The sequence below is a fragment of the Parvibaculum sp. genome (genome assembly GCF_002684405.1).
Lineage (GTDB): Bacteria > Pseudomonadota > Alphaproteobacteria > Parvibaculales > Parvibaculaceae > Parvibaculum.
In genome coordinates, this window is sequence record NZ_NYVD01000075.1 from 17915 (window position 1) to 42172 (window position 24258).

Annotated in this window: 18 protein-coding genes; 12 read left to right on the plus strand and 6 right to left on the minus strand. The window is 62.0% G+C overall.

The annotated features are described in order from the left end of the window. The first annotated feature begins 45 nt into the window (after window positions 1-45). Genes CMI59_RS06470 through CMI59_RS06490 form a run of 5 tightly spaced genes read left to right on the plus strand, consistent with a single transcriptional unit; the run spans window position 46 to window position 6057 of the window. Complete coding sequence (locus tag CMI59_RS06470) at window positions 46-2166, plus strand: TonB-dependent receptor (protein WP_293326301.1); 2121 nt, start codon at window positions 46-48, stop codon at window positions 2164-2166. 11 nt (window positions 2167-2177) lie between these two features. Beyond that, window positions 2178-3260 carry a ChuX/HutX family heme-like substrate-binding protein gene (locus CMI59_RS06475; protein WP_293326303.1) on the plus strand — a complete coding sequence of 361 codons (1083 nt, stop codon included), beginning with the start codon at window positions 2178-2180 and terminating at the stop codon, window positions 3258-3260. Further along, complete coding sequence (locus CMI59_RS06480) at window positions 3257-4180, plus strand: ABC transporter substrate-binding protein (protein ID WP_293326306.1); 924 nt, start codon at window positions 3257-3259, stop codon at window positions 4178-4180. The genes CMI59_RS06475 and CMI59_RS06480 overlap by 4 nt, the downstream gene beginning before the upstream one ends. Window positions 4181-4183: 3 nt before the next feature. Next, window positions 4184-5275, plus strand: coding sequence for an iron chelate uptake ABC transporter family permease subunit (locus CMI59_RS06485; protein WP_293326309.1), 1092 nt, complete (start codon window positions 4184-4186; stop codon window positions 5273-5275). Next, a complete protein-coding gene (locus CMI59_RS06490; protein ID WP_293326311.1) occupies window positions 5275-6057 on the plus strand; it encodes a heme ABC transporter ATP-binding protein in 783 nt (260 codons plus the stop codon). Before CMI59_RS06485 ends, CMI59_RS06490 begins: the two co-directional genes overlap by 1 nt. 4 nt (window positions 6058-6061) lie before the next feature. Here CMI59_RS06490 and CMI59_RS06495 read toward each other — a convergent pair whose 3' ends face one another. The 3 genes from CMI59_RS06495 to CMI59_RS06505 all read right to left on the minus strand — a co-directional run bounded on the left by CMI59_RS06495 (window position 6062) and on the right by CMI59_RS06505 (window position 10940). Then, entirely contained in the window at window positions 6062-6520 is a 459-nt protein-coding gene (locus tag CMI59_RS06495) for a hypothetical protein (RefSeq protein WP_293326314.1), read from the minus strand. A gap of 155 nt (window positions 6521-6675) precedes the next feature. Further along, window positions 6676-9825, minus strand: coding sequence for an efflux RND transporter permease subunit (locus CMI59_RS06500; RefSeq protein ID WP_293326316.1), 3150 nt, complete (start codon window positions 9823-9825; stop codon window positions 6676-6678). Then, window positions 9822-10940 carry an efflux RND transporter periplasmic adaptor subunit gene (locus CMI59_RS06505; RefSeq protein WP_339613837.1) on the minus strand — a complete coding sequence of 373 codons (1119 nt, stop codon included), beginning with the start codon at window positions 10938-10940 and terminating at the stop codon, window positions 9822-9824. Before CMI59_RS06505 ends, CMI59_RS06500 begins: the two co-directional genes overlap by 4 nt. A 224-nt stretch (window positions 10941-11164) precedes the next feature. Between CMI59_RS06505 and CMI59_RS06510 the strand changes: the two genes are divergently transcribed. Together CMI59_RS06510 and CMI59_RS06515 are read left to right on the plus strand one after the other, a co-directional pair. Continuing rightward, window positions 11165-11677 (plus strand): MarR family winged helix-turn-helix transcriptional regulator, encoded by a 513-nt coding sequence (locus tag CMI59_RS06510; protein ID WP_293326319.1) that lies wholly within the window; start codon window positions 11165-11167, stop codon window positions 11675-11677. A 166-nt stretch (window positions 11678-11843) separates the two neighbouring features. Further along, window positions 11844-12659 carry a hypothetical protein gene (locus tag CMI59_RS06515; protein ID WP_293326321.1) on the plus strand — a complete coding sequence of 272 codons (816 nt, stop codon included), beginning with the start codon at window positions 11844-11846 and terminating at the stop codon, window positions 12657-12659. Between the two features lie 9 nt (window positions 12660-12668). Here CMI59_RS06515 and CMI59_RS06520 read toward each other — a convergent pair whose 3' ends face one another. Further along, on the minus strand, window positions 12669-14564 hold the full coding sequence (locus CMI59_RS06520) for an ABC transporter ATP-binding protein (RefSeq protein ID WP_293326324.1): 1896 nt from the start codon (window positions 14562-14564) through the stop codon (window positions 12669-12671). Then, window positions 14561-16354, minus strand: a complete 1794-nt coding sequence (locus CMI59_RS06525; RefSeq protein WP_293326327.1) for an ABC transporter ATP-binding protein — start codon at window positions 16352-16354, stop codon at window positions 14561-14563. Before CMI59_RS06525 ends, CMI59_RS06520 begins: the two co-directional genes overlap by 4 nt. A 674-nt stretch (window positions 16355-17028) precedes the next feature. Here CMI59_RS06525 and CMI59_RS06530 point away from each other — a divergent pair. The 5 genes from CMI59_RS06530 (at window position 17029) to CMI59_RS06550 (ending at window position 22910) form a co-directional block, all read left to right on the plus strand. Further along, on the plus strand, window positions 17029-18390 hold the full coding sequence (locus CMI59_RS06530; protein WP_293326329.1) for a DUF1329 domain-containing protein: 1362 nt from the start codon (window positions 17029-17031) through the stop codon (window positions 18388-18390). A 221-nt stretch (window positions 18391-18611) separates the two neighbouring features. Further along, on the plus strand, window positions 18612-19853 hold the full coding sequence (locus CMI59_RS06535; RefSeq protein WP_293326332.1) for a DUF3419 family protein: 1242 nt from the start codon (window positions 18612-18614) through the stop codon (window positions 19851-19853). A 3-nt stretch (window positions 19854-19856) separates the two neighbouring features. Then, window positions 19857-20534 (plus strand): class I SAM-dependent methyltransferase, encoded by a 678-nt coding sequence (locus CMI59_RS06540; RefSeq protein WP_293326335.1) that lies wholly within the window; start codon window positions 19857-19859, stop codon window positions 20532-20534. 185 nt (window positions 20535-20719) lie between these two features. Continuing rightward, a complete protein-coding gene (locus tag CMI59_RS06545; protein ID WP_293326338.1) occupies window positions 20720-22171 on the plus strand; it encodes a L,D-transpeptidase family protein in 1452 nt (483 codons plus the stop codon). Window positions 22172-22274: 103 nt separating this feature from the next. Then, on the plus strand, window positions 22275-22910 hold the full coding sequence (locus CMI59_RS06550; protein ID WP_293326340.1) for a DUF882 domain-containing protein: 636 nt from the start codon (window positions 22275-22277) through the stop codon (window positions 22908-22910). A gap of 70 nt (window positions 22911-22980) precedes the next feature. Here the strand turns inward: CMI59_RS06550 and CMI59_RS06555 are convergent, their stop codons facing one another. Then, a complete protein-coding gene (locus tag CMI59_RS06555; RefSeq protein WP_293326342.1) occupies window positions 22981-24216 on the minus strand; it encodes an acyl-CoA dehydrogenase in 1236 nt (411 codons plus the stop codon). Window positions 24217-24258 lie beyond the last annotated feature (42 nt).

Here is a 24258-nt window from a genome sequence, read left to right on the forward strand (position 1 = left end):
TGTGCTCAGCCAGCCAGGACCTTTCCACCAGTGAAGGGGGCATCCATGTCTGGCAGCAGTCCGGCAGAATTTTTGAAGAAGCTTGCAACAAGTACCGCGCTTTGCAGCGTCGCGGCGATGGGGCTCGCCGCGCCGGCGATGGCGGAAGACGCCATCACCGCGCCGATCACCGTGACGGCGACGGGCAGCGGCATCACCGCCTATGAATATCCGGGCATGGTGACGGTCATCGACAAGGACGAGATCGACCTCAAACAGGCCTCCACGCCGGACGACATTCTGCGCGACGTGCCGGGCGTGATGTTCACCGGCGGCCCGCGCCGCACTGGCGAAGTGCCGTCCCTTCGCGGTTTTTCGGGCCCCGATGTGGTGATCCTGATCGACGGCGTGCGCCAGAATTTCAGCTCCGGTCATGATGGCCGCTTCTTCATCGACCCCTCCGTGGTGAACAGCGCCGAAGTGCTGCGCGGTCCTTCGTCGTCGCTCTATGGCAGCGGCGGCATGGGCGGTGTGATCGAGTTCCGTACCATCGACCCGCTCAAGGCGCTCGCCGCAGGCGAAACGCAGACCTCGTTCGGTCTGGGCGGCCAGACGGCCAACCGGGAATATCACGCCACGGCAACCGCCATGTCGCGACCCCTGGACGGTCTGGGCATCGTGGGCAGCCTGACGAAGCGTGAATCCGGTTCGATCGAACTCGGCAGCGGCTCGGAACTCGAATCGGATGACGACATCCTGTCCGGCTTCCTCAAGGGCTCCTACGACGCCGGCGGCGGACACAAGTTCACGGCAAGCTTCCTGCGCTTCGACAATGATGCCATCGAGCCGAATAACGGGCAGGCCAACGGCAACGATTATGCCGACAAAAACCTTGTCTCGGACACCTACCGCCTGGGGTACGACTTCAATCCGGCCAGTGCCTGGGTGGACCTGAAATCGATTGCCTACTATCAGAGCTTCAAGGCCGACGAACTGCGCCTCGACAATAATGGCGTGGGGCCTGCGGGCGAGCTGCTGAAGCGTGACGTGGATACCTATGGTTTCCGGGTCGACAACCGTAGCCGCTTTTCTCTCACCGAGGATATCTTCACGACACTGACAATCGGTGCCGAGGGATACCACGACGAGCAGGAAGGAGCTGCGGGAGGCGGCGTACGCGGCGGCGTGCCCGATGCGGAGGACAGCTTCATCGGCGGTTTTGCGCAGGCGGAAATCAACTGGGCCAGGCCTTTTGGCTTCCTGCCGGGCGACCTCTATGTCGTTCCAGGTCTCCGTTACGACAGGTTTGAAAGTGAATCCTCTCAGGCCGGTGTAGACAATCAGGACAGCGCCTGGTCGCCACGCATCGGCGGGAGCTATATGCCCGTCGAATGGCTGAACCTGTTCGGCAGCTATTCGGAAGCTTTCCGGGCGCCGACGATGGATGAACTCTACAGCACCGGCGTGCACTTCACGTTTGCACCGGGCGACCTCGGGCCGGGAACGGCCGGTCATACCAACCGCTTTACGCCGAACCCCAATCTGAAAGCCCAGAAGACCGATACGTTTGAATTCGGCGCAGGTGTGACCTTCGACGATGTGTTGGAGGAAAATGATCGATTGGAGATCAAGGCGTCTCGCTACTACACGGACGGCGAAAACTTCATCGATCTGCAGGTGAACCAGCCGGCACCTTACGCGGCTTGCAGCCCCTTCGTACCGGGTGCGTGCGACGGCACCACAACCAGCGTCAATATTGCCGATGCCGAGCTTGATGGCGTCGAAGCCGAGGCACACTACGAGAATGACCGTATTCGGGTGAAAGTCGGCTTCTCCAACGTCGATGGCAAGAACAAGGCGACGGGTGAAAAGCTGGGTGTGCTGACGCCCGCCATGGGCACGCTCGACGCGGCGATCAAGCTGCCCGAAACCCATTCGATCATCGGGTGGCACGTGATCGCGGCCGATGAATTCGACAAGGTCAACAGCGTCGCGGACGAACGGGACGGATATGTCGTGCACGGCGTTTATTTCGCCTGGACAGCCAGCGAAGGCCCCCTGAGCGGCCTTCGCCTCGACCTTGGCATCGACAATATTTTCGACAAGGCATATGCGCGTGCTTACGCGTCCTCATACGAAACGGGCCGCAATTTCAAGGGCGGTATCCGATACACCGTGAACTGGTAAGGAGAAAAGCGATGTCTATGAGCGTTGCAGGTGAAGAAGGCGCGACGAGCCCGGCGGAGATTGCCCGGCGGCTCGCGGCGCTGAAGGACACATCGCCGAACATGCGGGCGCGCGATGCGGCCCGGGAACTGGGTGTGTCGGAGGCGGAGCTTTTGGCCGCCCGACTGGGAGATGGCGTGACCCGCCTCGACCTTCGTCCGAAACAGCTGGTGGAAGATCTTGCCGGCGTCGGCGATGTGATGTGCCTCACCCGCAACGAACATTGCGTACATGAGCGCAAGGGCACCTTCGAAGGCATTCACCTGTCGGATAAGGGCGGCGTGGTGCTCGGCCCCGATATCGACCTGCGGATATTCTTCGCGCATTGGCATGTCGCTTTTGCCGTGAGCGAAGAGGTCCGCTCGGGGCTCCGTCACTCGATCCAGATTTTCGACACGGATGGAACCGCCACGCACAAGATCTATGCGGTGGAGGCAACCGACATGGACGCCTTCAACGCACTGATCGAGAAATACCGCGCGGAAGAGCAGTCGCCCGATCTGGCGTTGCGTCCGGCCGAACCGAAAGCGGCGGATCTTCCCGATGAGGAAATCGACCGTGACGGATTGCTGGAACGCTGGGGCGCGCTGAAGGACACGCATGACTTCTTCCCCATGCTGAAGGCGGTGAAGAGCGGTCGACTTCAGGCGCTGAGGCTGGCGGAAGGCACATGGACAGAACGCACCCCGCTCGATGCCTTCAAGACGGGACTGGAAAAGGCAGCGGCGGCGAAGCTGCCGATCATGGTCTTCGTGCCCAATCCCGGCGTGATCCAGATCCATACCGGCCCGGTGGAAAGCCTGAAGGAGATGGGTCCCTGGTTCAACGTCCTCGACCCGCGTTTCAATCTGCATCTGCGGATGGATGCGATTGCGGAAAGCTGGGTCGTAACCAAGCCCACCGAGGACGGCCCGGTAACGGCGCTCGAAATCTTCGATGCCGACGGCAATCAGATCGCCTGGATGTTCGGCGAACGCAAACCCGGCCAGCCGGAACTCGAAGAGTGGCGCAAACTCGCCCTTTCGCTCTGCGGTAACGCTGCGAGGGCCTCATGAGGGCGGTGGGCAATCGGGGCGAACTGCACTTTGAAATGAAGCGGATCGTCCCGGCGCTTCTTCTCGCGATGCTGGCAAGTCTCTGGGCTGCGCAATCTGCCCGGGGAGAAGAGCCTCAACGGATCGTATCGCTCGGCGGTGCGGTGACCGAGACCGTTGCGGCGCTGGGCGCAGCGGACCGGCTGATTGCCGTGGACCTGACGAGCAAACCGCTGCCCGCGGGCGCGGATCTGCCCAGCGTCGGCTATTACAGGCAGCTTTCCGCCGAGCCGGTGATCGCGCTCGGGCCGGATCTCATTCTGGCGGCGGAAGGCGCGGGGCCCGATACGGCGCTTGAACAGATCGGCGCGACCGGCGTGAGGGTGGTGCATGTGCCTGAATCGCATTCGGCCGCGGGCGTGGTCGAAAAAGTGCGCGTGATTTCGGAGGCGCTGGGCCGCAAGGAACAGGGTGCAGAACTGATCGCGAAAATTCAGGCGGGCTTCGACGAACTCGATGCTGCGCTGGCTGGCATCGAGCGCCCGCGCGTGATGCTTCTCCTTTCCGCAGGCCGGGGCGCTCCCCTGGCGGCCGGGCGCGATACGGCGGGCGACGCCATCGTCAAGATGGCGGGCGGCGAGAATGTTATGACGCAGTATGGCGGATACAAGCCGGTGTCGCCGGAAGCCATTGTCGGCGCCGCGCCCGATTTCATCGTCCTGCCGAGCCATGTGGCGGAGGCAATGGGCGGCGCGAAGGCGCTGGCCAAACTGACGGGCTTTGCCGATACGCCGGCCGTGCGGAACGGGCATGTGCTGACGATGGATTCCCTTTTGCTGCTGGGGTTCGGCCCGCGTACGCCCGAAGCGGCGGCTATGCTTGCCGCGCTGCTTCACCCGGACCGGGACATTCCGCAGCCGGCATCTTCGATGGAGCACTGAGCCATGGCCCTCGCCGCGACCGCGCATATCGGTGACTGGCTGGAAGGACGCAAGCGTCGTCAGCGCCTCGCGCTCGTCGTCAGCGCCTTGTTGCTGGTCGTGGCTTTTCTCGCGGCGGCCGGGCAGGGCGCCATGGCGCTTGGGCCGCTCAAGATCGTCTCGATCCTGCTGCATGCCGTGGGGCTGCCGGGGATTGTCGATGTAACGCCGGTAGAGGCCAATGTGTTCCTCTCCATCCGCCTGCCGCGCGCCTGCCTTGCCGTATTGAGCGGGTCGGCATTGGCGGTGTCGGGGGCGGCGCTTCAGGGGCTCTTCCGCAATCCGCTGGCCGATCCCGGTCTCATCGGCGTTTCCAGCGGGGCGGCGATCGGCGTGATCGGCGTCATTCTGTTCGCGTCGGCGCTGGGTGCGGTATTGCCGCATTTTCTTATGGCCTGGCTCGTGCCGCTGGCCGCCTTCTCAGGCGCGGCGGTAACGGTCCTGCTCGTTTACCGGATCGGGGCCATCGGTGGACGGATCAACGTGGTGACGATGTTGCTCGCAGGCATCGCCATCAATGCGATGGCGGGTGCGGCCATCGGGCTTTCCGTCTTTGTCGCCAGCGACGAGCAGCTGCGCGACCTCAATTTCTGGATGCTGGGAAGTCTTGCCTCCGCGACATGGGAAGCGGTTTTGTTCGCCGCGCCATGTGTCCTCCTGCCGGCGTTTGCTTTCATCGCGCTTGCAAGGGGGCTCAATGCCTTGCTGCTGGGCGAAGCGGAGGCGAGACACCTGGGCTTCGATGTGGAGCGCGCCAAACGGTTGGTCCTGGTCTGCGCCGCGCTTGCCACGGGCGGCACGGTTGCCTTTACCGGTATCATCGCGTTTGTGGGGCTGGTGGTGCCGCATATGATCCGGCTCGCTCTGGGCCCCGACCATCGTCAGCTTTTGCCGCTGGCGGCCATGGGCGGCGCATCGCTTCTGCTTGTCGCCGATCTGGCCGCGCGGCTCATCGTGCTGCCGGCGGAGCTGCCCATCGGTGTCATCACCAGCGCCGTCGGCGGACCTTTCTTCATCTGGCTCCTTGTACGCCAGCAGGGCCGGGGAGGTTTGTGATGCTGGAAGCGCGCGGCCTGACGGTGATACGGGGCGGCAAGACCATTCTGGACGATGTGTCGCTCCAAATGCGCCCGGGCGAATTTCTGGCTGTGATCGGGCCCAATGGCGCAGGCAAGACGACGCTGATTTCGGCACTTGCAGGTACGCTGTCGCCCGATGCGGGGGAGGTTTATCTCGACAATGTGCCGCTTGCCGCGCATGACGCGGCTGCGCTGGCACGCCGCCGTGCCGTGCTGCCGCAGCAATCGGAGCTGAGCTTCGGGTTCGATGTCATGGATGTCGTGCTGATGGGACGAAGCCCCCATATCGGCAGGACCGAAGAAGAGGAAGATGTCAGTATCGCGCAGGCCGCGCTCGATGCGGCAGGCGTCGCACATCTGTGCGAACGGCAATATACGACACTGTCGGGCGGCGAACGCCAGCGCGTGCAACTGGCGCGCGTGCTGGCACAGATATGGCCCTCACGCGCCAACGAGCGGACCCGCTACCTGCTGCTCGATGAGCCGACAAACAATCTCGACCTCACCCATCAATACCATATCCTTGCCCGCGCCAGAGCGTTGAACGGGGACGGCGCGTCGGTCTTTGCCATTCTGCACGAGCCGAATCTCGCCGCCTTCCATGCCGATCGCGTCGCCATTCTCGACAGGGGACGTATCGTCGCGGAGGGAACGCCGCGCGAGGTGCTGACCGAAGAACGGCTCAGTGCGCTTTACGGAATCGATCTGCGCGTACTCGAGCATCCCGCGCGGGGCTGTCCGCAAATCTTCGTGGCCTGAACGGTCAGGGATTGTAGGCGCGTAATTCGATGACGGCGGCGCGATAGGCCTCGCCTTCCTGCACCACGGTCTTGCCCGTCATCCGTTCTCCTTTGGCGCCATATTTTTGGAACACGATGGCCGGTTGCTCGCGTTCGGGCAGCATGGTCTGAAAATGGATGTCGGTTTCGATCTCACCGGTCGGCCAGCCATGAATGTTCACCTGCGCGGAAAACCGGCCGTTCTTCACGAGCATATAGCTTCTCTTGCGGATACGCGGTTTCTCGACCGAATAGGTCGCGAAGATCAGCCATGCCCCGTCTGGGGCCGATGTCTCGCCGGTAATGGTGAGGTCGTCGCCGTCAATGGCGCTGTAGCCGTTCAACGTGACGGGAACGCCGGGCGTTTCCGCGTCCGCGACAGAGGCGAATATCGCAAGTCCTGCGATCAGTAGCGCCGCGGCATAGCCTGTCATTCTTTTCATGCGCCGATCCTTCCTCTTGTCATCGAGGTTAGCAGCATGGCGCGTCGGAAGGAATGCAAAGGGAAGGGGGCGTGGAGGGGGTAGAACGGGCGGATCCCGCAAAAGGGGGAGAGGGGGGATCCGCCCGCTCATGCTCCGCGAGGGAGCGGAGCAATTCAGACGTCGGGTTCGGCACCCGGAACCGTTTCCATGCCGGGTTTCCAGCCGCCGAATTTCTCGCGCCATTGCTGGAAGGTGTGGAAGAGAAGCGGGATAAGAAGCATCCCGAAGCTCGACGCGAACAGCATGCCGAAGAGAACCGGCACACCGACCGCGACCATGGCGCCCGCGCCGGGACCGGACGCCGTAGCGAGCGGCACAAGCCCCATGATGAAGGCAAAGCTCGTCATCATCACCGGGCGGAACCGCATCTCTGCGCCATGCGTCGCCGCATGGTCGAGATCGGCGCCGGACGAGCGTTGCTCCAGCGCGAAGGTGTTGACGAGGATGGCGTTCTTTGCCGCCAGCGCCACCAGCACCACGATGCCGATCTGGGCATAGAGGTCGAAACTGAGCCCTGCGATCCAGATGCCGAACAGGGCACCGAGCACCGCGACGACCACCGACGACAGCACAGCGGCGGGGATCACCCAGCTTTCATAGAGAGCGACGAGGAAGAGATAGGCAAAGACGAAGGCAAGGCCGAGCACCAGGCCCGTCTGGCCGGCCGCTTCCTGCTGCTGTTTGGCAAGGCCCGTCCACTCATAGGCATAGCCGGAAGGCAGCGTTTCGGGGCTGATCTTCTCCATCGCAGTCATGGCCTCGCCGAGACCGTATCCCGGCGCTGCTGTGCCGTTCAGGGAGACGGCGCGATAATTGTTGTATCGCGTGATCTGGCGCGGGCCGATATCGAGATGCGTCGTGGCGAAGCTCGAGATCGGCACCATCTTGCCTTTGTCGTTACGTACCTGAATGGCGTTGATGTCGTCGATACGCGATCGATATTCCTTCGCCGCCTGCAGATAGACCGTCCAGGTGCGGCCGAACAGGTTGAAGTCGTTGACGTAGTAGCCGCCCAGCTGCGATTGCAATTCGGTAAAGACATCGCTGATGGTGATGCCGAGCGTTTGCGCCTTGTCTCGATCGATGTCGAGGCGCACCTGCGGCGTCGACGCGTCGAATGTGGAAAAGAGTGAGCCGATTTTGGGCTGCTGATTTCCTGCGACCATGAGGGCGCGCGTGACGGCAGCCATGTCCGTCGGCGACTGGCCTTGCAGCGCTTCCAGAATGTATTCGAAGCCGCCGGCCCGGCCCATGCCGTTGATCGCGGGCGGGTTCAGCGGAATGAAGTTCGCGCCGGGAATGGCCATGAGCTGAGGCGTCAGGCGACCAAGAACCGCTGGCGCATACAGGTCGGGCGAGCGGCGTTGCGCATAGTCCTTCAGCTTGACGAACATCACGCCGGCATTGGGAGCGGAGCCGCCGCCCAGAATGTCGACACCCGCTACGCGGACTACATTGTCGACTGCCGGGTCCTTGCGGATGATGTCCACGGCCTTGTCGCCGATGGCAATGGTACGGTTGAGCGATGCGCCTGCCGGAAGCTGATAAATGGCAACGACGTAGCCCTTGTCCTCATCGGGCACGAAACCGGCCGGCGTATAGCGAATGGCTAGGAAGGCGAGGATCGCGATCACCACCACCGCGCCGAGAGAGACGGTTGCGACATGCACGAAACGGCCGATGAAAGCGGCATATTTCCCAGCGGCCTTGTGAATGAAGGCAGAGACCGGACGCATGAAGCTCGCCGGTTCGCCGGGCCGCAGGAACATGGCGCATAGCGCGGGCGTGAGCGTCAGCGCGTTGATGCCCGAGATCACCATGGCGGCGGAAATTGCCACGGCGAACTGTCGGAAGAGCACGCCAGACGAGCCGGGGAGGACGGCCACGGGGATGAACACCGCCAGCAGCACGAGCGTGATGGCGATGATGGAGCCGGCGATTTCGCTCATCGCCTTATGCGCGGCTTGTGCGGGCGTGAGGTCCGGCTCTTCCTCCATCACGCGCTCGACATTCTCCACCACGATGATTGCATCGTCGACGACGATACCGATGGCGAGCACCAGGGCGAGCAGCGAGATCGTATTGGCCGAGTAGCCGAAAGCGAGAAGAACCGTAAAGGCGCCTATAATCGCGACCGGCACCGCGAGCAGCGGGATGATGGTCGGGCGGAACCGGCCCAGAAATACGAAGACGACAATGGCGACAAGCGCGAAGGCTTCCAGAAGCGTATCGGCAACCTTGGAGATCATCTCGTTCACGAAGTCGGCGCCGTCGATCATCTTCGTGTAGTGGAGGCCCTCGGGGAAACGCTTCGCAAGTTCCTCAACTCGTGCCTGCACGGCTTCGGCCGTCGTCACCGCATTGGCGCCGGACGCCAGATTGATGGCCAGCGCCGCCGACGGCCTGCCGTCAAGCGTCGCGTTTTCGCCGAAGGATTTGGAACTGAGCTCGACGCGCGCCACATCCTTGAGCCGGACGAACGAGCCGTCGGGCTCGGCCCGGACGACGATATTGCCGAATTCCTCAGCTGTCTTGAGGCGCCCCTTGGTGCGGACCGTCAACTGAAGCGACTGATCGTCGGAAAGCGGCGCGGCGCCCAGTGTACCCGCAGGCGCCTGCACGTTCTGGTTCCGGATCGCCTGGATGAGGTCCTGATTGGTGAGCCCCAGATTGGCGAGCAATTGCGGATTGTCGATCCATATGCGCATCGAATAATCGGCGGCGCCGAATATCTGCGCATTACCCACACCATCGACGCGCTTCAATTCGTTCAGCACGTTCAGCGTCAGATAGTTGGACAGGAACAATCGGTCGAACTTGTCGCCGGTCGTATAGAAACCGTAGAGCTGAAGGATGTCGTCGGACTGCTTTCTGACAGTGACGCCCGTCCGCTTCACATCTTCCGGAAGGTTCGCTTCCGCCTGCGCCGCCCGTGTCTGCGTGTTCATGGTCGCAAGATCGGGATCGGTCCCGACGGCGAAGGAAATGGTAAGCGAGTAGGAACCGTCCGCGTTGGATGCCGACTTCATGTAGATCATGTTGTCGACGCCGTTGACCGCATCTTCCATCGGCTGGGCGATGCTCTCTTCCACCACTTGCGCATCGGCGCCGGGATAGTTCGCGCTGACCGAGACGGTGGGCGGAGCGATGTCGGGATATTGCGAAACGGGCAATACCTGCAGCGACAGGATACCTGACAGCGTCACCACGATGGAAATCACCATGGCAAGCCGGGGGCGCTTGATGAAGAGGTCGTAGATCACTGCTGTCCCTCCGCCCCTTTGGCTTCATGGGCGGAGACGGTCATACCGGGCTGTACATTTTGCTGGCCGACCGTGATGACGCGGTCGCCTTCCGCGAGGCCCTTGGTGACGACGATGTCCTTGCCGATTTGTTCGCCTGTCTCGATCCGGCGGATCTCCGCCTTGCTGTCTTTGTCGACCACCAGCACATAGGCGCCCTGCTGATCGATCTGGAGCGACGCCTGAGGCACGGTGATACGCGGTTCGCCCTTGCGGTTCTCGATGATGACAGTCACGAGCTGCTGGTCGACGAGGAGCAGGTCGGGATTGGGGAAGGACGCGCGCACCGTGATGGTATTGGTGGATTCATTTGCGCTGGGTTCGGCATAGAGAATGGTGCCATCGGGCCCGTATTCCGTTCCATCCGGCAGAAGGAGCTTCACCCTGACGCTCTCTTTCTTCGCGCCGTCTTTCACCAGCTCCGTATATTGGCGCGACGGCACGGGCCAGGTGACGTCGATGGGATCCTGCGCGACGAGAAGCGCCAGCGATCCGGAAGAGGGGCTTACATATGCGCCCTTGGAAAAGGAGGCCTTGCCGATGCGGCCGTCTATCGGGGCCTTGATGTCCGTATAGTCGAGATTGAGCTGGGCCAGCGAGACGGAGGCCTCCTGCGCCTGCACGGCGGCTTTCGCCTTTTGCAGATTTGCCGTCGCATCGTCGAGCTGCGATTGAGCCACCGCCTTGCGGGCGACGAGCTTCCGCGCACGCTCATAGCTCGTCGTTGCAAGCCGTGCTTCCGCCTTCGCGCTGGCCAGATTGGCTTCGGCTTCCTTCAGGTCGGCCTGGTAGCGATCCTTCTCGATCACGAAAAGCAGATCGCCCTGCTTGACCCGGCTGCCTTCTTCATATTGAAGCGGGCCGAGATACCCCTCGACGCGGGCGCGGATTTCGACTTTCTCGGTCGCTTCGATTCGGCCGTTGAATTCCTGTCGGTTCCGCACGGCGTGCTGCTGGACCGAGACAACCTCGACTGCCGGAGCACCACCGCCCGGCATCTGCTGGGCAGACGCCGGTGACGCTACGGAAAGCCCAGCGGCGCAGAGAATAAATGCAGCGATGGGGAGGTGACGCATATAGTTTTCCTTGGTCCAGGGTGCCTTTTGGGGGCCGAGATATGCCTTTATGCAGGGCGGCAGACAGGCGCGCCGGGCAGGCAGGAAGGCCGCAGAACTTTGGGGGGCGGCGAAGGGCCGGCAAAAGGAGCTATTGCCAGCCGCCAATTCAACTTTAAAATGCTTGCAAGAAAGCTTTCTTGCAAGTGAAATTTAGTTGAAATTAGAGGGAGTGCAAGAGGGGCGTGAAGGAAAATAGGGAAGATACGGAAACGCTGCTGAGCGAGCAGGCCTCGAATTGGCCGGAGGTCGACACGCCCGCGCACAGGCTGGTGATCCGGCTTTTGAGGCTGCAGGGCCTTATGCGGCAGGTTGCCAATGTCCAGATCCGTAAATTCGGCCTTTCCGGCGTCGAGGTCGATGCGCTGGCCACATTGCGCAAGATGTCCACGGACGAGCCGGTTCGGCCTTCTGTCCTGTCCCGTCATCTTCTGATCACCTCGGGCGGTATGACGCGGGCCCTGAAATCCCTTTCGGAGAAGGGACTGATCGAGCTTATGCCGGATGCGGAGGACAAGCGAGGCAAGAACATCCGCCTCACTGAAAAGGGCAAGGCGCTAAGCGAAGATGTGATCCACGCGATTCTGGAAAGTCAGGGCAAGCTGTGGAAGCAATCCGGTGCGAATGAAAAGCAGATCAGGAAGCTCGACGACGCATTGAAGTCCATGCTCTCCAACATTGAAGCTTCGGATGGGTGAAAAATCCATCGGTTCCGGATCATTCTCCCGCCCCACAACGGCACATTCGGCATGAGCGGGCCTGCGCCTGCGTGATAGACCTGTCGCGATGAGAAACACGGCGACGGGAGCGGCCTGAATGGTGCAAGACACGGAATCCAGAACGGCCCGGCCACGGAAAAAGGCGATGCGCGTAAAGCCGCAGTTCATCGGTCTCGCCGGGCTGATGGCGGTCATGGTGATCGGCGCCGCCGCATTCGTCGGATACAACTCCGCCGACGCACAGAAAGTTTCCGACCGCAGCAGTGCCCTCGCGATGACGGCAGCGAGCGGGGCAGGGCAGCAGGCGCAGCCCGCGACAACAGCAAGCGTCTATGGTTTCCGTTCCGCCGAATTCGGCGACGACGAGAAGGCGATCCGTGCGGCGATCAAGAAGGATTTCGGGATCGGCCAGGACAAAATCCTTGTACGGGACAATCTTGCCACCGGCACGCGCGCGCTCGTGATCCGTACCGAAAACCTCTTGCCGGACACCGGCGCCGCCCGGATCGGTTACATCATCGGCTACAAGTCCAAGGGTCTGACCCAGGTGAATATCATCTGGGGAACGCCGGTTTCAGCCCAGGCGAAAGGCATGCAGGTCGCCAAAACGGCAGTGATGCTGAAATCCTATTTCTCGAAACTCGGCTTCGACCCGAAACGACAAGTGGCCGACCGCCGCTTGCGCAATGGCGGCATCCTCGTCTTCCGTGCAACCGACACGAAGAACCGTCTGGTGCAGATCGTCTATCGCGAGGCGGATACCGAGAACCGCGCGGCCGCAAGCGATGCGAAGAAGGGCGATCCCGTCTCGGCGGCGAAGGCCGCAGAAGATGAAACCGACGAACCGGCAACGATCGGCGACGGCAAGGGCGGGACGAAGAAAGCCTATATTCTGAGGCTGTCCTACGTACTCGATCCGCAGCGCCCCGATGTCATGCGCATCGAAAAGGGTGCGTTCTGAGCGCCGGTCCTAGGCCTCGCCGCTGACATCCTGCACCTGAAGTTCGTAAAGCGTCTTGTAGAGACCGCCCAGCGCCATGAGTTCCTCATGGCTGCCGATCTCGCGCACTTCGCCATGGGTGAGCACCACGATCTTGTCGGCCTCCCGGATCGTCTGCAGGCGATGCGCGATGATGATAGAGGTGCGCCCGCGCGTCAGTTCGCGCAACGCATCCTGAATGACGATCTCCGTTTCCGTGTCGATGCTCGCCGTCGCCTCGTCGAGGATCAGGATTTCCGGGTTCATTGCCAGCACGCGTGCGAACGCCAGAAGCTGGCGCTGGCCATGGCTGAGATTGCGCCCGCGCTCCGTCAGCACCGTGTCGTATCCCTGCGGCAGGGCGCGGATGAAGGGATCGGCATGCACCATCCGGGCCGCGCGTTCCGCCGCTTCGCGCGTGATGGCTGGATGTCCGAGTGCGATATTCTCGTAAACGCTGCCCGAAAAGATATGGAAGTCCTGCAAAACGACGCCGATCCGCGTTCGGATCTCGGCAGGCAGGACCTGCATGATGTCTATTCCGTCGATCAGGATCGATCCTGGCGTCACATCGTAGAAGCGGCAGAGCAGCCGGATAAGGCTCGTCTTGCCCGAGCCCGTGGGGCCGACGATCGCAACCTTCTCGCCCGGCTCGATGGCGAAGCTGACATCCTTGAGGATCGTGTTGTCGGGTGAGTAGCCGAAAGTGAGATGATCGAAAGTGACGCGGCCCTCGAGCTTTTCGGGAAGATGCCGGGGCTTCGACGGTTCAGCCAGCGCCTCGTCCCAGTCCAGCGCCTGGAAGATGCGCTCCGAACTCGCCATCGCCCGGAAAAGTACGTTCCATTGTTCGCCCATGGCGACGATGGGCCGAAACATCATGTCGGCAAATTGCGCAAAGAGGACGACGCTGCCCAGCGTGGCCGTTCCGCCCAGCACATGATGGCCGCCGAACCAGATGATCATCGACATGGCGAGAAAGGCCATGCTGTCCATGGTCGGGCCGTAAAAGCTCTCGATCAGGATTGCCCGGTTTTCCTGTCCCCGATTGTCGCGATTGATGGAGGTGTAGTGATCGTAGTTGAGCCGCTCGCGTCCATAGAGCTGCACGACTTCGATGCCGGAAAGGTTTTCCTGCATGTTCTCGTTAAGGCGCGAAAGCGAGGACCGGATCGCCCGATAGACACGCCGTGACGCGACCCGGAAGACATAGGTGGCGACGGCGGCAATCGGCAGCAGCACCATCAGTTCGCCGGTCAGCACCGGATCGAGCGCAAGCATGACCGAGACGGCAACGAAGAAGGGCACGAATTCGCCCAGGAGCACGCCGAAGCCTGCCAGCAATTCGAAAAGCGTCTCGATGTCGTTGGTCAGGCGGGTCATCACCCGGCCCACGGCGACGCGGTCGTAGAAGCTCGAGGGCAGCCGCTCCAGATGTGCGAAGAGATCGCGCCGGAGATCGCGCAGCGCATGGAGCACGGTGCGCGCCAGCATGATGCGGAAGCCATGGCTGAACACGGCCCACAAGACTGTCCACACAGCAAAGAGCATGCAGGCGGTAATGAGCGGATGAAGCGAGAGCGACGACGCGAGGAAACCGTTCAGCGCCTTCTGGCCGAAATCGGGGGCGGTCGTGCCGGATTCGGGCAGCAGGATGCCGTCCACCACAACGCGGCTGATGACGACGGGAGCAAGGACCGCGGCGCTGGCAGACAGCAGCACCAGACCGATGGCAATGAAGCCTTGCGTCCGATAGGGCTTCATCCAGCTGAAAAGCCGTTTCAGCAAGGCAAAGTCGACGCCGGTCGTTTCGATATCGTCTTCGAAGACGGAATAGTCGCGCTTGGGCTTTTCCTGTTCCGGCGTCATCCGGTCGACCGTACTCATGACGGTTCCTCCCCTTCCTGCCGGCCAAGGTCGTCTTCAAGCGAGGCGCGCTGTCCTTGCGCACGTTCGAGCGCGGCATATAGACCGTTGCGGGCAAGAAGCTCGCTATGCGTACCGGTCTCCGCGACGCGGCCATCCTCGAGCACAACGATGCGGTCCGCATGGCGCGCGGTGGAAACGCGGTGCGATACCATCATCGTGGTGCGGCCTTTTCTGAGTGTCTTCAGACGGGAGAGGATGAACTCTTCCGTCTCGGTATCCACCGACGAGAAGCAATCGTCGAGCAGAAGCACCGGCGTTTCCCGGATCAGGCCGCGGGCCAGGCTTGCGCGCTGCTTCTGTCCGCCCGACAAGGTGACGCCGCGCTCGCCGACCATGGTTTCGAGCCGCTCGGGAAAGCGCTTGATCGTGGTTTCGAGATCGGCCGCTTCCGCCGCGCCCCATACCGCCTCGGCTTCTCGCGAGGGATTGTCGTAGGAAATATTCTGCTGCAGATGCGCGGCGAAAAGGAACGGATCCTGCGGCACCAGAGCGATCTGGCTGCGTAGCTGCGTCAGCGGCAGCATGCGGATATCGCGCCCGTCGAGATAGACCGTGCCCGGTGGCGGGTCGAGCAGGCGGACGAGACAGCGCAGCAGGGTGGATTTGCCCGAGCCCACGCGGCCCAGTATCGCGATCATCTCGCCCGCTTCGATATTGAGGGACACGTCGTTGAGCGCCGGCCAGCCATCCGGTGCGTCGCCGGAGGACGATGGATGCCGGTAGGAAAGCCCGTTGACGGTAAGCGTTCCGCCGATCCGGTCGAGCGGGGCGGCATCGGGTTCGTCGCGGATTTCCGGACGATGGTCGAGAATCTCGAAAATGCGCGCCGCAGCCGACCCGCCACGCTGAAACAGCGTGACCATAATGCCACCTTCCTTGATCGGCGCCAGCATCATGGCGAGATAGAAGATGAAGGCGGTGAAGGTGCCGATACTGATACCGCCCGACATGACCAGATGGCCGCCATAGCCGACCACCGCGAGCGTGGTGAAGCCGGTGGCGACCAGCATGGTCGAGGTGAGCGCCGAATTCAGGAACATCAGCCGGTAATAGTCCCGTGCATAGGTATCCGACGTCTTCTCGAAGCGGTCGATCTCGCGGTCTTCCTGGGCGTGGGTCTGGATGGTGCGGATGCCGTTCAGGTTTTCCTGCACTTGAGCCGACAGGATGGAAAAGCCCTGTTGAACCAGCATGGACTGGCCGAAGATGCGCTTTGCAATGAGCCAGCCCGCCACGCCGAAGACAGGAAGCGCCGGCACCATCAGCAGCGTCAGCATGGCCGATTGATGGAACATGAAGGCAAAGGCGATGATTCCGGAGAAACCCAGGACGAAAAGAAGCCGGGTGCCGAGCCCCACCATCTGCCGAATGAGGGTGATGTCATTGATCGCCCGCGCCATCAGATCGCCCGTGGTGAAACGCGAGAAGAAACGCGGCCCCTGAAGTTCCAGATGCCAGTAAAGGCGTTGGCGCAGCTCATAGGCGACTTCGACCCCAACCTCCCGGACGAAACGCCGCCCGAAGCTGAACGCGATATAGCGAAGCACCATCAGTCCCAATATGGCGAGCGCGGGCAGGGCAAGGGCGTAGCTGCCTGCCGCGATCCGGTCGATGCCCTCTTTCAGGAAGAGCGGCATGAAGGCTTCCAGAAGCCGTCCCAGATTGATGAGCGACATGCCCCCCCAGAAGCGCCATTTGTGACGCTGCACGAAGGGGATAAGCCGCCTGAGCGGATGGGCTCCTTGCATGTCATCGGATGATGCCGGGGCCGCAGCCGGGATCGGCTCGGTCTCTGGATCGGGGCTGGATGTCGCGGATAAGGCCATGAATACGGACCGGGTTCGGCTGGGAAGGCACAGAAACCCCGTCCCCGGCGCAAGCCCGGAAGACAGGAAACGGTCCGCCTGCCGGAAGATGCCTCCTCCTCCCTTCCCGCAGCGTCGGGCTCACTCTAGGGGGGCTTTGTGTGATTCGGAAGATAGGGGTGAGATTCGGCTGGAGCCGTCGAAAAACGAGCGGTCACGGGCCGGGGAGGGGGAATGCGCGGCCCGCGGTCGGCGCGCTGTGGAAAATATTCAGTAGGGGAACTAAATAAGGTTCGCCGCGTGCGATCGAGCGCAGTTATTGCGTAGCCCGGCTACGGAGTAGGCATTCTGAGTTATCGAATGTCGAGCTATGTAATCCGAATACATGAAAATTGCGACGAGGTTGAGTTGACGTGAAAGAGCTTTGTAATCGAACAGGCATTTCATCTTCACCTCTTGGCCTCACTGCCTAAGGTCCCGTGCAGGGATCCTGAACTGGCACGCGTTATGGCGATGGGGGATGCGGCTGCAGGAGGCGGCCACATGACATGACGCATGCCGGTTGGCGCCTGCGCGTGGCGGGCGAAGGGTCGATAACAGTATGGGGAGGTCCCGTAATGAAGTATCTCAACGGCGCAGTTGCGTCGGTTATCGCGTTGTCGCTGGGCGTTGCCGTGGCGCATGCCGATGTTCCGCAAGCGCAGGTCGATCGGCTTGGCAGTGATCTGACACCGGTCGGCGCGGAAAAGGCGGGTAATGGCGACGACATACCGGCCTGGACCGGCGGTCTGCAGACCATTCCGTCCAATGTGGCTTACAAGGATGGCGAGCATCTGAAGAACCCGTTCCCGGACGACAAGGTGCTCTACACCGTCACCGGTCAGAACAAGGATCAGTACAAGAAGTATCTGACGCCAGGCCAGGCGGAGATGCTGAGGCTTTACGATGACTACAAGCTGAATGTCTATAAGACCCGCCGTACCTGCGCAGTGCCGGACAATGTCTATGCCGCGACAAAGCGCAACGCCAAGGTCGCTCAGCTGGTGGGTAACGGAAACGGCGTCGCCAAGGGCATCATGGGCTTCCCGTTCCCCATACCGAACAATGCATATGAGATCATCTGGAACCACACGCTGCGTTATCGTTCCTTCAAGCTGATCCGTCAGTTCGCAGCCATGCCGGTGACGAGCGGTGGCGGCTATACGCCGATCATCGTTCAGGACCAGGCCATTCTCTGGTGGTCCGATCCGTCGAAGCGGAACGCGGAGGAGCTGGACAACACCTCCATATACTACATCGCCCGCACGCTTGCGCCGGCCCGTGCCGCCGGCAACATCGTGCTGGTTCACGAAGCGATCAACTCCGCCAAGAAGCCGCGCCAGGCATGGCAGTACAGCCCCGGGACGCGCCGCGTACGCCGCGCTCCCAATATCGCGTTCGACAATCCGGGCGTGAATACGGACGGACTTTCCACCGCCGACAGTTTCGACGGATACAACGGGTCGCTGGAGCGCTACACCTGGACCGTTCTCGGCAAGAACGAGCGTTTTGCCGCGGAGAACAACTACGATATGGCGCTCGCCAAATATAAGGACCTCATCAAGGCGCGCCATCTCAATCAGGATCTTCTGCGCTACGAAAAGCGTCGTCTCTGGGAGATCGAGGCGGATCTGAAGTCCGACACGCGCCATGTCTATCATCGTCGCGTCTTCCATATCGACGAGGATTCCTGGCAGATCGCATCGGCGGAAATGTATGACGGGCGCGGCGACCTCTGGCGTGTCGAGGAACTGCAGGGGACGACCGCCTACAACGTGCCTCTGTGCGGCTATGCCGGTCAGATGGACTACGACCTCAAAGGGAGCCGCTACCTGGCCTCGGCCCTCAATAATGAGGAGCCGATGGTCAATTTCTTCGCCGATGAACTGAAGGCGAACGACTACACGCCCAGCTCCATCCGTCGGATGGGCTCCCGCTAGGCGGTTTCGCAAAATCGCAATCCGGGCCGCCCGCCCTGGCGGGACCTCCACCGGCACCGGACAAAAGGCCCCGGCACGTATGTATGATCGTGCCGGGGCTCATTGTTTCTGGGGCGGTCCGGGCTCCGTCTTTGAAGCGTCACATCACTTTCATCGTTTGCCGGTACTAGCAGGACAGGTGCACTCACCTGATTCCATCAGTCCGAAAGGAACCGGCTGCCGTGTCAGATCCTGCTGTCGTCGTCGAATACCGCAATCCCAAGGAGCGGCTGGGCCATGCCGTGCATCGCCACAAGCCCGTGTCGCGCGAAGGTTTGACCGAGCGGCTCTTCACGCTTCTCTTCACCGGTCTCGTCTATCCCCAGATATGGGAAGACCCGGAAGTGGATATGGAAGCGATGGCGATCGAGCCGGGACAGCATGTCGTGGCGATCGCATCGGGTGGCTGCAATGTGATGTCCTATCTCGCGGCAGACCCCGGACGCATCACCGCGCTCGATCTCAATCCGGCCCATATCGCGCTTAACAAGCTGAAACGCGAAGCGGCTCTTCGTCTGCCGAGCTATGAACATTTCCGCCGTTTCTTCGGCGATGCCGATAGCAGCGAGAATATCGGATTCTACGAGACCTTCCTGCGCGACAATCTCGACCCCGAGACAAGGCGCTATTGGGAAAAGCGCTCGATTTCGGGCCGCCGTCGCATCTCTCTTTTCGCGCGCGGTTTCTACCGGCACGGGCTTCTGGGCTCCTTTATCGGCGCGGCCCATCTCGCTGCGAAAGTCTACGGCGTGAAACTTGCCGAGATCCTCGACCTGAAATCCATGGAAGAGCAGCGGCGCTATTTCGACGAGAAGCTCGCGCCGCTTTTCGATCGCAAGCTCGTGGCCTGGATCACCTCCAAGCCGGCCTCGCTTTACGGTCTCGGTATTCCGCCCTCGCAATATGAGGCGCTGGCGGGTGGCCGTGAAATGCGCGAGGTCCTTCGCGAGCGCCTCGAAACGCTCACCTGCGATTTCCCCATCGCGGACAATTATTTCGCCTGGCAGGCTTTCGCGCGGCACTATGGCCCCGATAGCGCGGGCTCTCTGCCGCCTTACCTCAAGCGGGAAAATTTCTCCGCCCTGCAGGCGCGGGCCGAACGTGTGGACGTTCTGAACAAATCCTTCACCGAGTTCCTGCGTGCCGAACCCGATGCCAGCGCCGACCGATATGTCCTGCTGGACGCGCAGGACTGGATGACGGACGAGCAGCTCAACGACCTTTGGGAGCAGATTACGCGCACCGCAAAGCCCGGCGCACGGGTGATCTTCCGCACCGCCGCCGAACCGACATTGCTGCCGGGTCGTGTCGCCGACGATATTCTGTCTCGCTGGCACTACCGCGAGGCGGAGTCGGCCCGCTTCACCAGGCAGGACCGGTCTTCGATCTATGGCGGGTTCCATCTCTACGAGCTGGAGAGCTGAGCCATGACCGGCCTGTCGCTTCATGATGGAGGCGTGCCGCATGACGCCTTGATGGACAGCGTCTATCGCCGTCAGCGGCACTTCTACGACGTCACCCGGCGCTACTACCTTCTCGGGCGCGACCGGTTGATCGAGGACCTCGCGCCGCCCCGAGGCGGTTCCGTGCTCGAAGTAGGGTGCGGGACGGGCCGCAATCTCATTCTGGCTCGCGAAGCGCATCCGCAGGCGGATTACTACGGCTTCGATATTTCGAACGAGATGCTGGAGCAGGCCCGCCTCTCTGCCCGCCGGGCCGGACTGGGCGGCGACCTGACATTTGCGCAGGGCGATGCGGCCGATTTCGATCCCGCCGGCGCTTTCGGTGTGCCGCAATTCGACCGCGTGTTCATGTCCTATACCATCTCCATGATCCCGGTCTGGGAAGACGCAATCGTCCATGCGGCGACGCTGGTGGCGCCGGGCGGCCGGCTTCACATCGTCGATTTCGGCCAGCAGGAGCGTCTGCCGCGTGTCTTCCGGGCGGGGCTGCATCGCTGGCTCGCCGCCTTTCATGTGAGCCCTCGTGCCGAGCTGGAGATGTATCTGAATGACATCGCCGCATGGCACGGCGCCAAGCTGCGCTTCGAGCGGTTGCACCGCGGCTATGCGTGGTATGCCGTTCTGGACTTCGCCCGCGACTGAGCGATCCCCATGATGCGTGGCGCGACGGATTGCGTCAGTAAAACCCGGCCCGCCTGTGCTAAGTGTCGGTGAACGGCAAACTTGGAAGCAGGCTGATGGTCCGGCAAAGCGCAATTTTCGCTTCAATTTTCGTTATCTGTCTGGCGGGGGCGGGAGAGCTTCGCGCGGCGGAAAACCGCTGTGCGATGACACCGCAGCGGATCGAGCAAGTTGCCGCCCGCCTGCCGGAAGACATCAAGATCGATTTCCTGCGGGTGCGGGATTTCTATGCGCTGGAAAATAACGGCTGCGTCTGGACGGCGCACCGGCGCGATACCTTGCTCGAGATGCTCGGACGGGTGTGGAGCCACGGCCTGTCGCCGTCATTATTCCATCTGGAAACCCTGAAACAGCTCACGCGCGGCAGCGACATGTCGGAATTGCTCATGACGGATGCCGCGCTGCGCTATGTCCGGGTGATGACGGCAGGTCGCGTGCCGCCCGCCGCGCTCGCAGAGGAAGTGTCGGTGCCGCCCTTGAAAATGGATGCGGCGGGCGCGCTCGCGGCCGGGCTCCATGCGCGCGATTTTGCGGCCTGGCTCGAAGAATTACCGCCGCGGGACCCGGCCTATAACCGGCTGCGCTTTGCCTATGAAGCCTATCGGACAAAGATGGAAGAGGCGTTTCGCCCCCTGTCGCTCGAAGGCGAGAGGGCGCTGCATCCGGGCGACCGATCTCCCGCCGTCCCGCAACTGGCCGCCAGGCTTATCAAGGCCGGAGACGCAAGCCGGCTGCCTGCCGGAACGCTCTACACGCCGGAAATGGAAGCTGCGGTGCGTCACTATCAGGCGCGGCATGGGCTGGAGGTCGATGGCGTGGTGGGACGCAACACGCTGGCGCAGCTCAATACGCCGCCTGCCCGGCGCGTCGAGCAGATTGCCCTCAATCTGGAACGCTGGCGCGTGCTTGCCCATGCGTTGCCGCCCACCCGTATCGAAGTGAATGCGGCGGCGGCGCAGTTGAAGCTGATCCGGGACGGACGGACGGAGCTTTCCATGCGCGCCATCGTCGGTGCAAAGAAGACCCAGACGCCGATCATTGTCAGCCGGGCTCAGGCCGTCATCGCCAATCCGCCCTGGAATGTGCCGTCCTCCATCACGAAGAACGAGCTTCTGCCGAAGATCGCAAAAGACGACACCTATATGGACCGCAAGCATATGGAATGGGTGGATGGCCGCATTGTCCAGTCACCCGGCGAGCACAACTCGCTGGGGAGGTTGAAGATCGATTTCCCGAGCCCCTACGCCGTCTATATGCACGACACCAATGCGCGCTCGCTCTTCGGACGCGACTATCGCTGGCTCAGCCATGGCTGCATACGCCTCCAGAAACCGCGCGAACTTGCGAATATACTTCTTGGGGGAGGCGATGCGCGCGAGGAGATCGACCGGCTGATTGACGAGGAAGAGACGGTACGCGTGCCTGTCACGGAACAACTGCCTGTCGCGGTCGTCTACTGGACGGCTTTCGTCAGTGAGGACGGGGCGATGAATTTCCGTAATGACGTCTACGGACGGGACGATCGGTTGAAAGCCGCGCTTCGGGGCGCCGGCGGGTCGGACGAGCCGGCCCGGCCCGTGGAGGCTTGCGGCATGTAGGCCTCTGGTGTCCGGTCTTTTGGTATGATCCAAATCATATTGGCAAAGCCGCAGGACAGGTTAGATTGATTGCGACTGGGGGCAATCAGTCGAGAGGTCAGAAGTGTCAGTACAGATTTCCCGCCGGGGACTTATCGGCGGTCTAGCTGCGTTATCGACCATGGCGGCGGTGGAGCCGGCAAGCGCTGCCTTGCGCCTGCCGATGGCGCGCCCGTCCGGTCTGGTAACCTCATCGCCGAAATCCGCACCCGAAGCCGACCTTCTCGCGGCGGCCGGCGATGCGCGCACGCTCCGTCTCTTCAATACGCATACCGGCGAGCACGCCAAAATCACTTATTGGGCCGAAGGCAAATATGAGCCAGAGGCGATGACGGAGATCGATCACATCCTCCGGGACCATCGTGCCGATGAAGCCTACCGGATGGCGCCGGACCTCTTGGATCTGATGTATGCGATGCAGTTGAAGCTCGACACCAGCGAAGAGCTCAACATCATTTCGGGCTACCGCTCGCCGCAGACGAATGCGTCATTGCGCGCCAAGAGCAAGGGTGTGGCCAAGCGCTCCTACCACATGAAAGGCATGGCGGTGGATATCCGCGTACCGAACCGCAATGTCGGCAAGGTCTACGATGCGGCGATGGATTTGCGCGTCGGTGGCGTCGGCTATTACCCGCGCTCCGATTTCGTGCATATCGATGTCGGCCCGGTACGCCGTTGGGGCGCCGCGCGCCACGTCTGATTTCGGCATTCGATGCACGAAAAAGGCCGGCAGCGATGCCGGCCTTTTCCAACTGGATACCGCGGCTGGATCAGCTGAACGCCTGGATGCCCGTCTGTTCGCGGCCGAGGATCAGCGCATGGACGTCATGCGTACCCTCATAGGTGTTCACCGCTTCGAGATTCATCACGTGACGGATCACATGATACTCGTCGGAGACGCCGTTGCCGCCATGCATGTCGCGCGCGACGCGGGCGATGTCGAGCGCCTTGCCGCAATTGTTCCGCTTCATGAGCGAGATGGCTGCCGGGGCGGCCTTGTTCTCGTCGAAGAGGCGGCCGAGTTGCAGGCAGCCCTGCAGGCCGAGCGTGATTTCGGTCTGCATGTCGGCGAGCTTTTTCTGGACGAGCTGGTTTGCAGCCAGCGGACGGCCGAACTGGGTCCGGTCGAGCGTGTACTGCCGCGCCGCATGCCAGCAGAATTCCGCAGCGCCCATCGCGCCCCAGGCAATGCCGTAGCGCGCCCGGTTGAGACAACCGAAGGGGCCGGCAAGCCCGCGCACATGCGGCAGAAGGTTTTCGTCGGGGACGAACACATCCGACAATGAAATCTCGCCGGTGATGGACGCGCGAAGCGAGAACTTGCCTTCGATCTTGGGCGTCTCGAAGCCCTTCATGCCGCGCTCGACGATGAAGCCGCGGATGTTGTCCTTGCCGTCTTCCTCGAGCTTGGCCCACACCACGGCGATATCGGCGATGGGGGAGTTGGTGATCCACATCTTCGCGCCATTGAGGATGTAGCCGCCATCCACCTTTTTTGCCCGCGTCTTCATGGAGCCTGGGTCGGAGCCATGGTCGGGCTCGGTGAGGCCGAAACAGCCGACGAATTCGCCGCTGGCAAGTTTGGGCAGGAATTTCTGCTTCTGCTCCTCGGTGCCATAGGCATTGATCGGATGCATGACGAGCGAGGACTGAACGCTCATCGCCGAACGATAGCCGCTGTCGACGCGTTCCACCTCGCGGGCGACGAGCCCGTAGCAGACATAGGAAAGCCCGGCGCAGCCATAGTCTTCCGGCAAGGTGCAGCCCAGCATGCCCTGCGCACCCATTTCGTTCATGATCTCGCGATGGAAGACCTCGTTGCGATTGGCTTCCTTCACGCGGGTCATGAGCTTTTCGTCCGCATAGGCGCGCGCGCTGTCGCGCACCATCCGCTCTTCCTCGGTGAGCTGCTCGTCCAGCAGCAGCGGGTCTTCCCAGTTGAACGGGGCAAGCGGGGGATTGGGGTTTCCGGCGGTAGCCGATGCGCTCTTGGCGGCTTGCGACATGAAAATGGGTCCTCAAGCTGAGATACGAGAGATTTGGCAGTG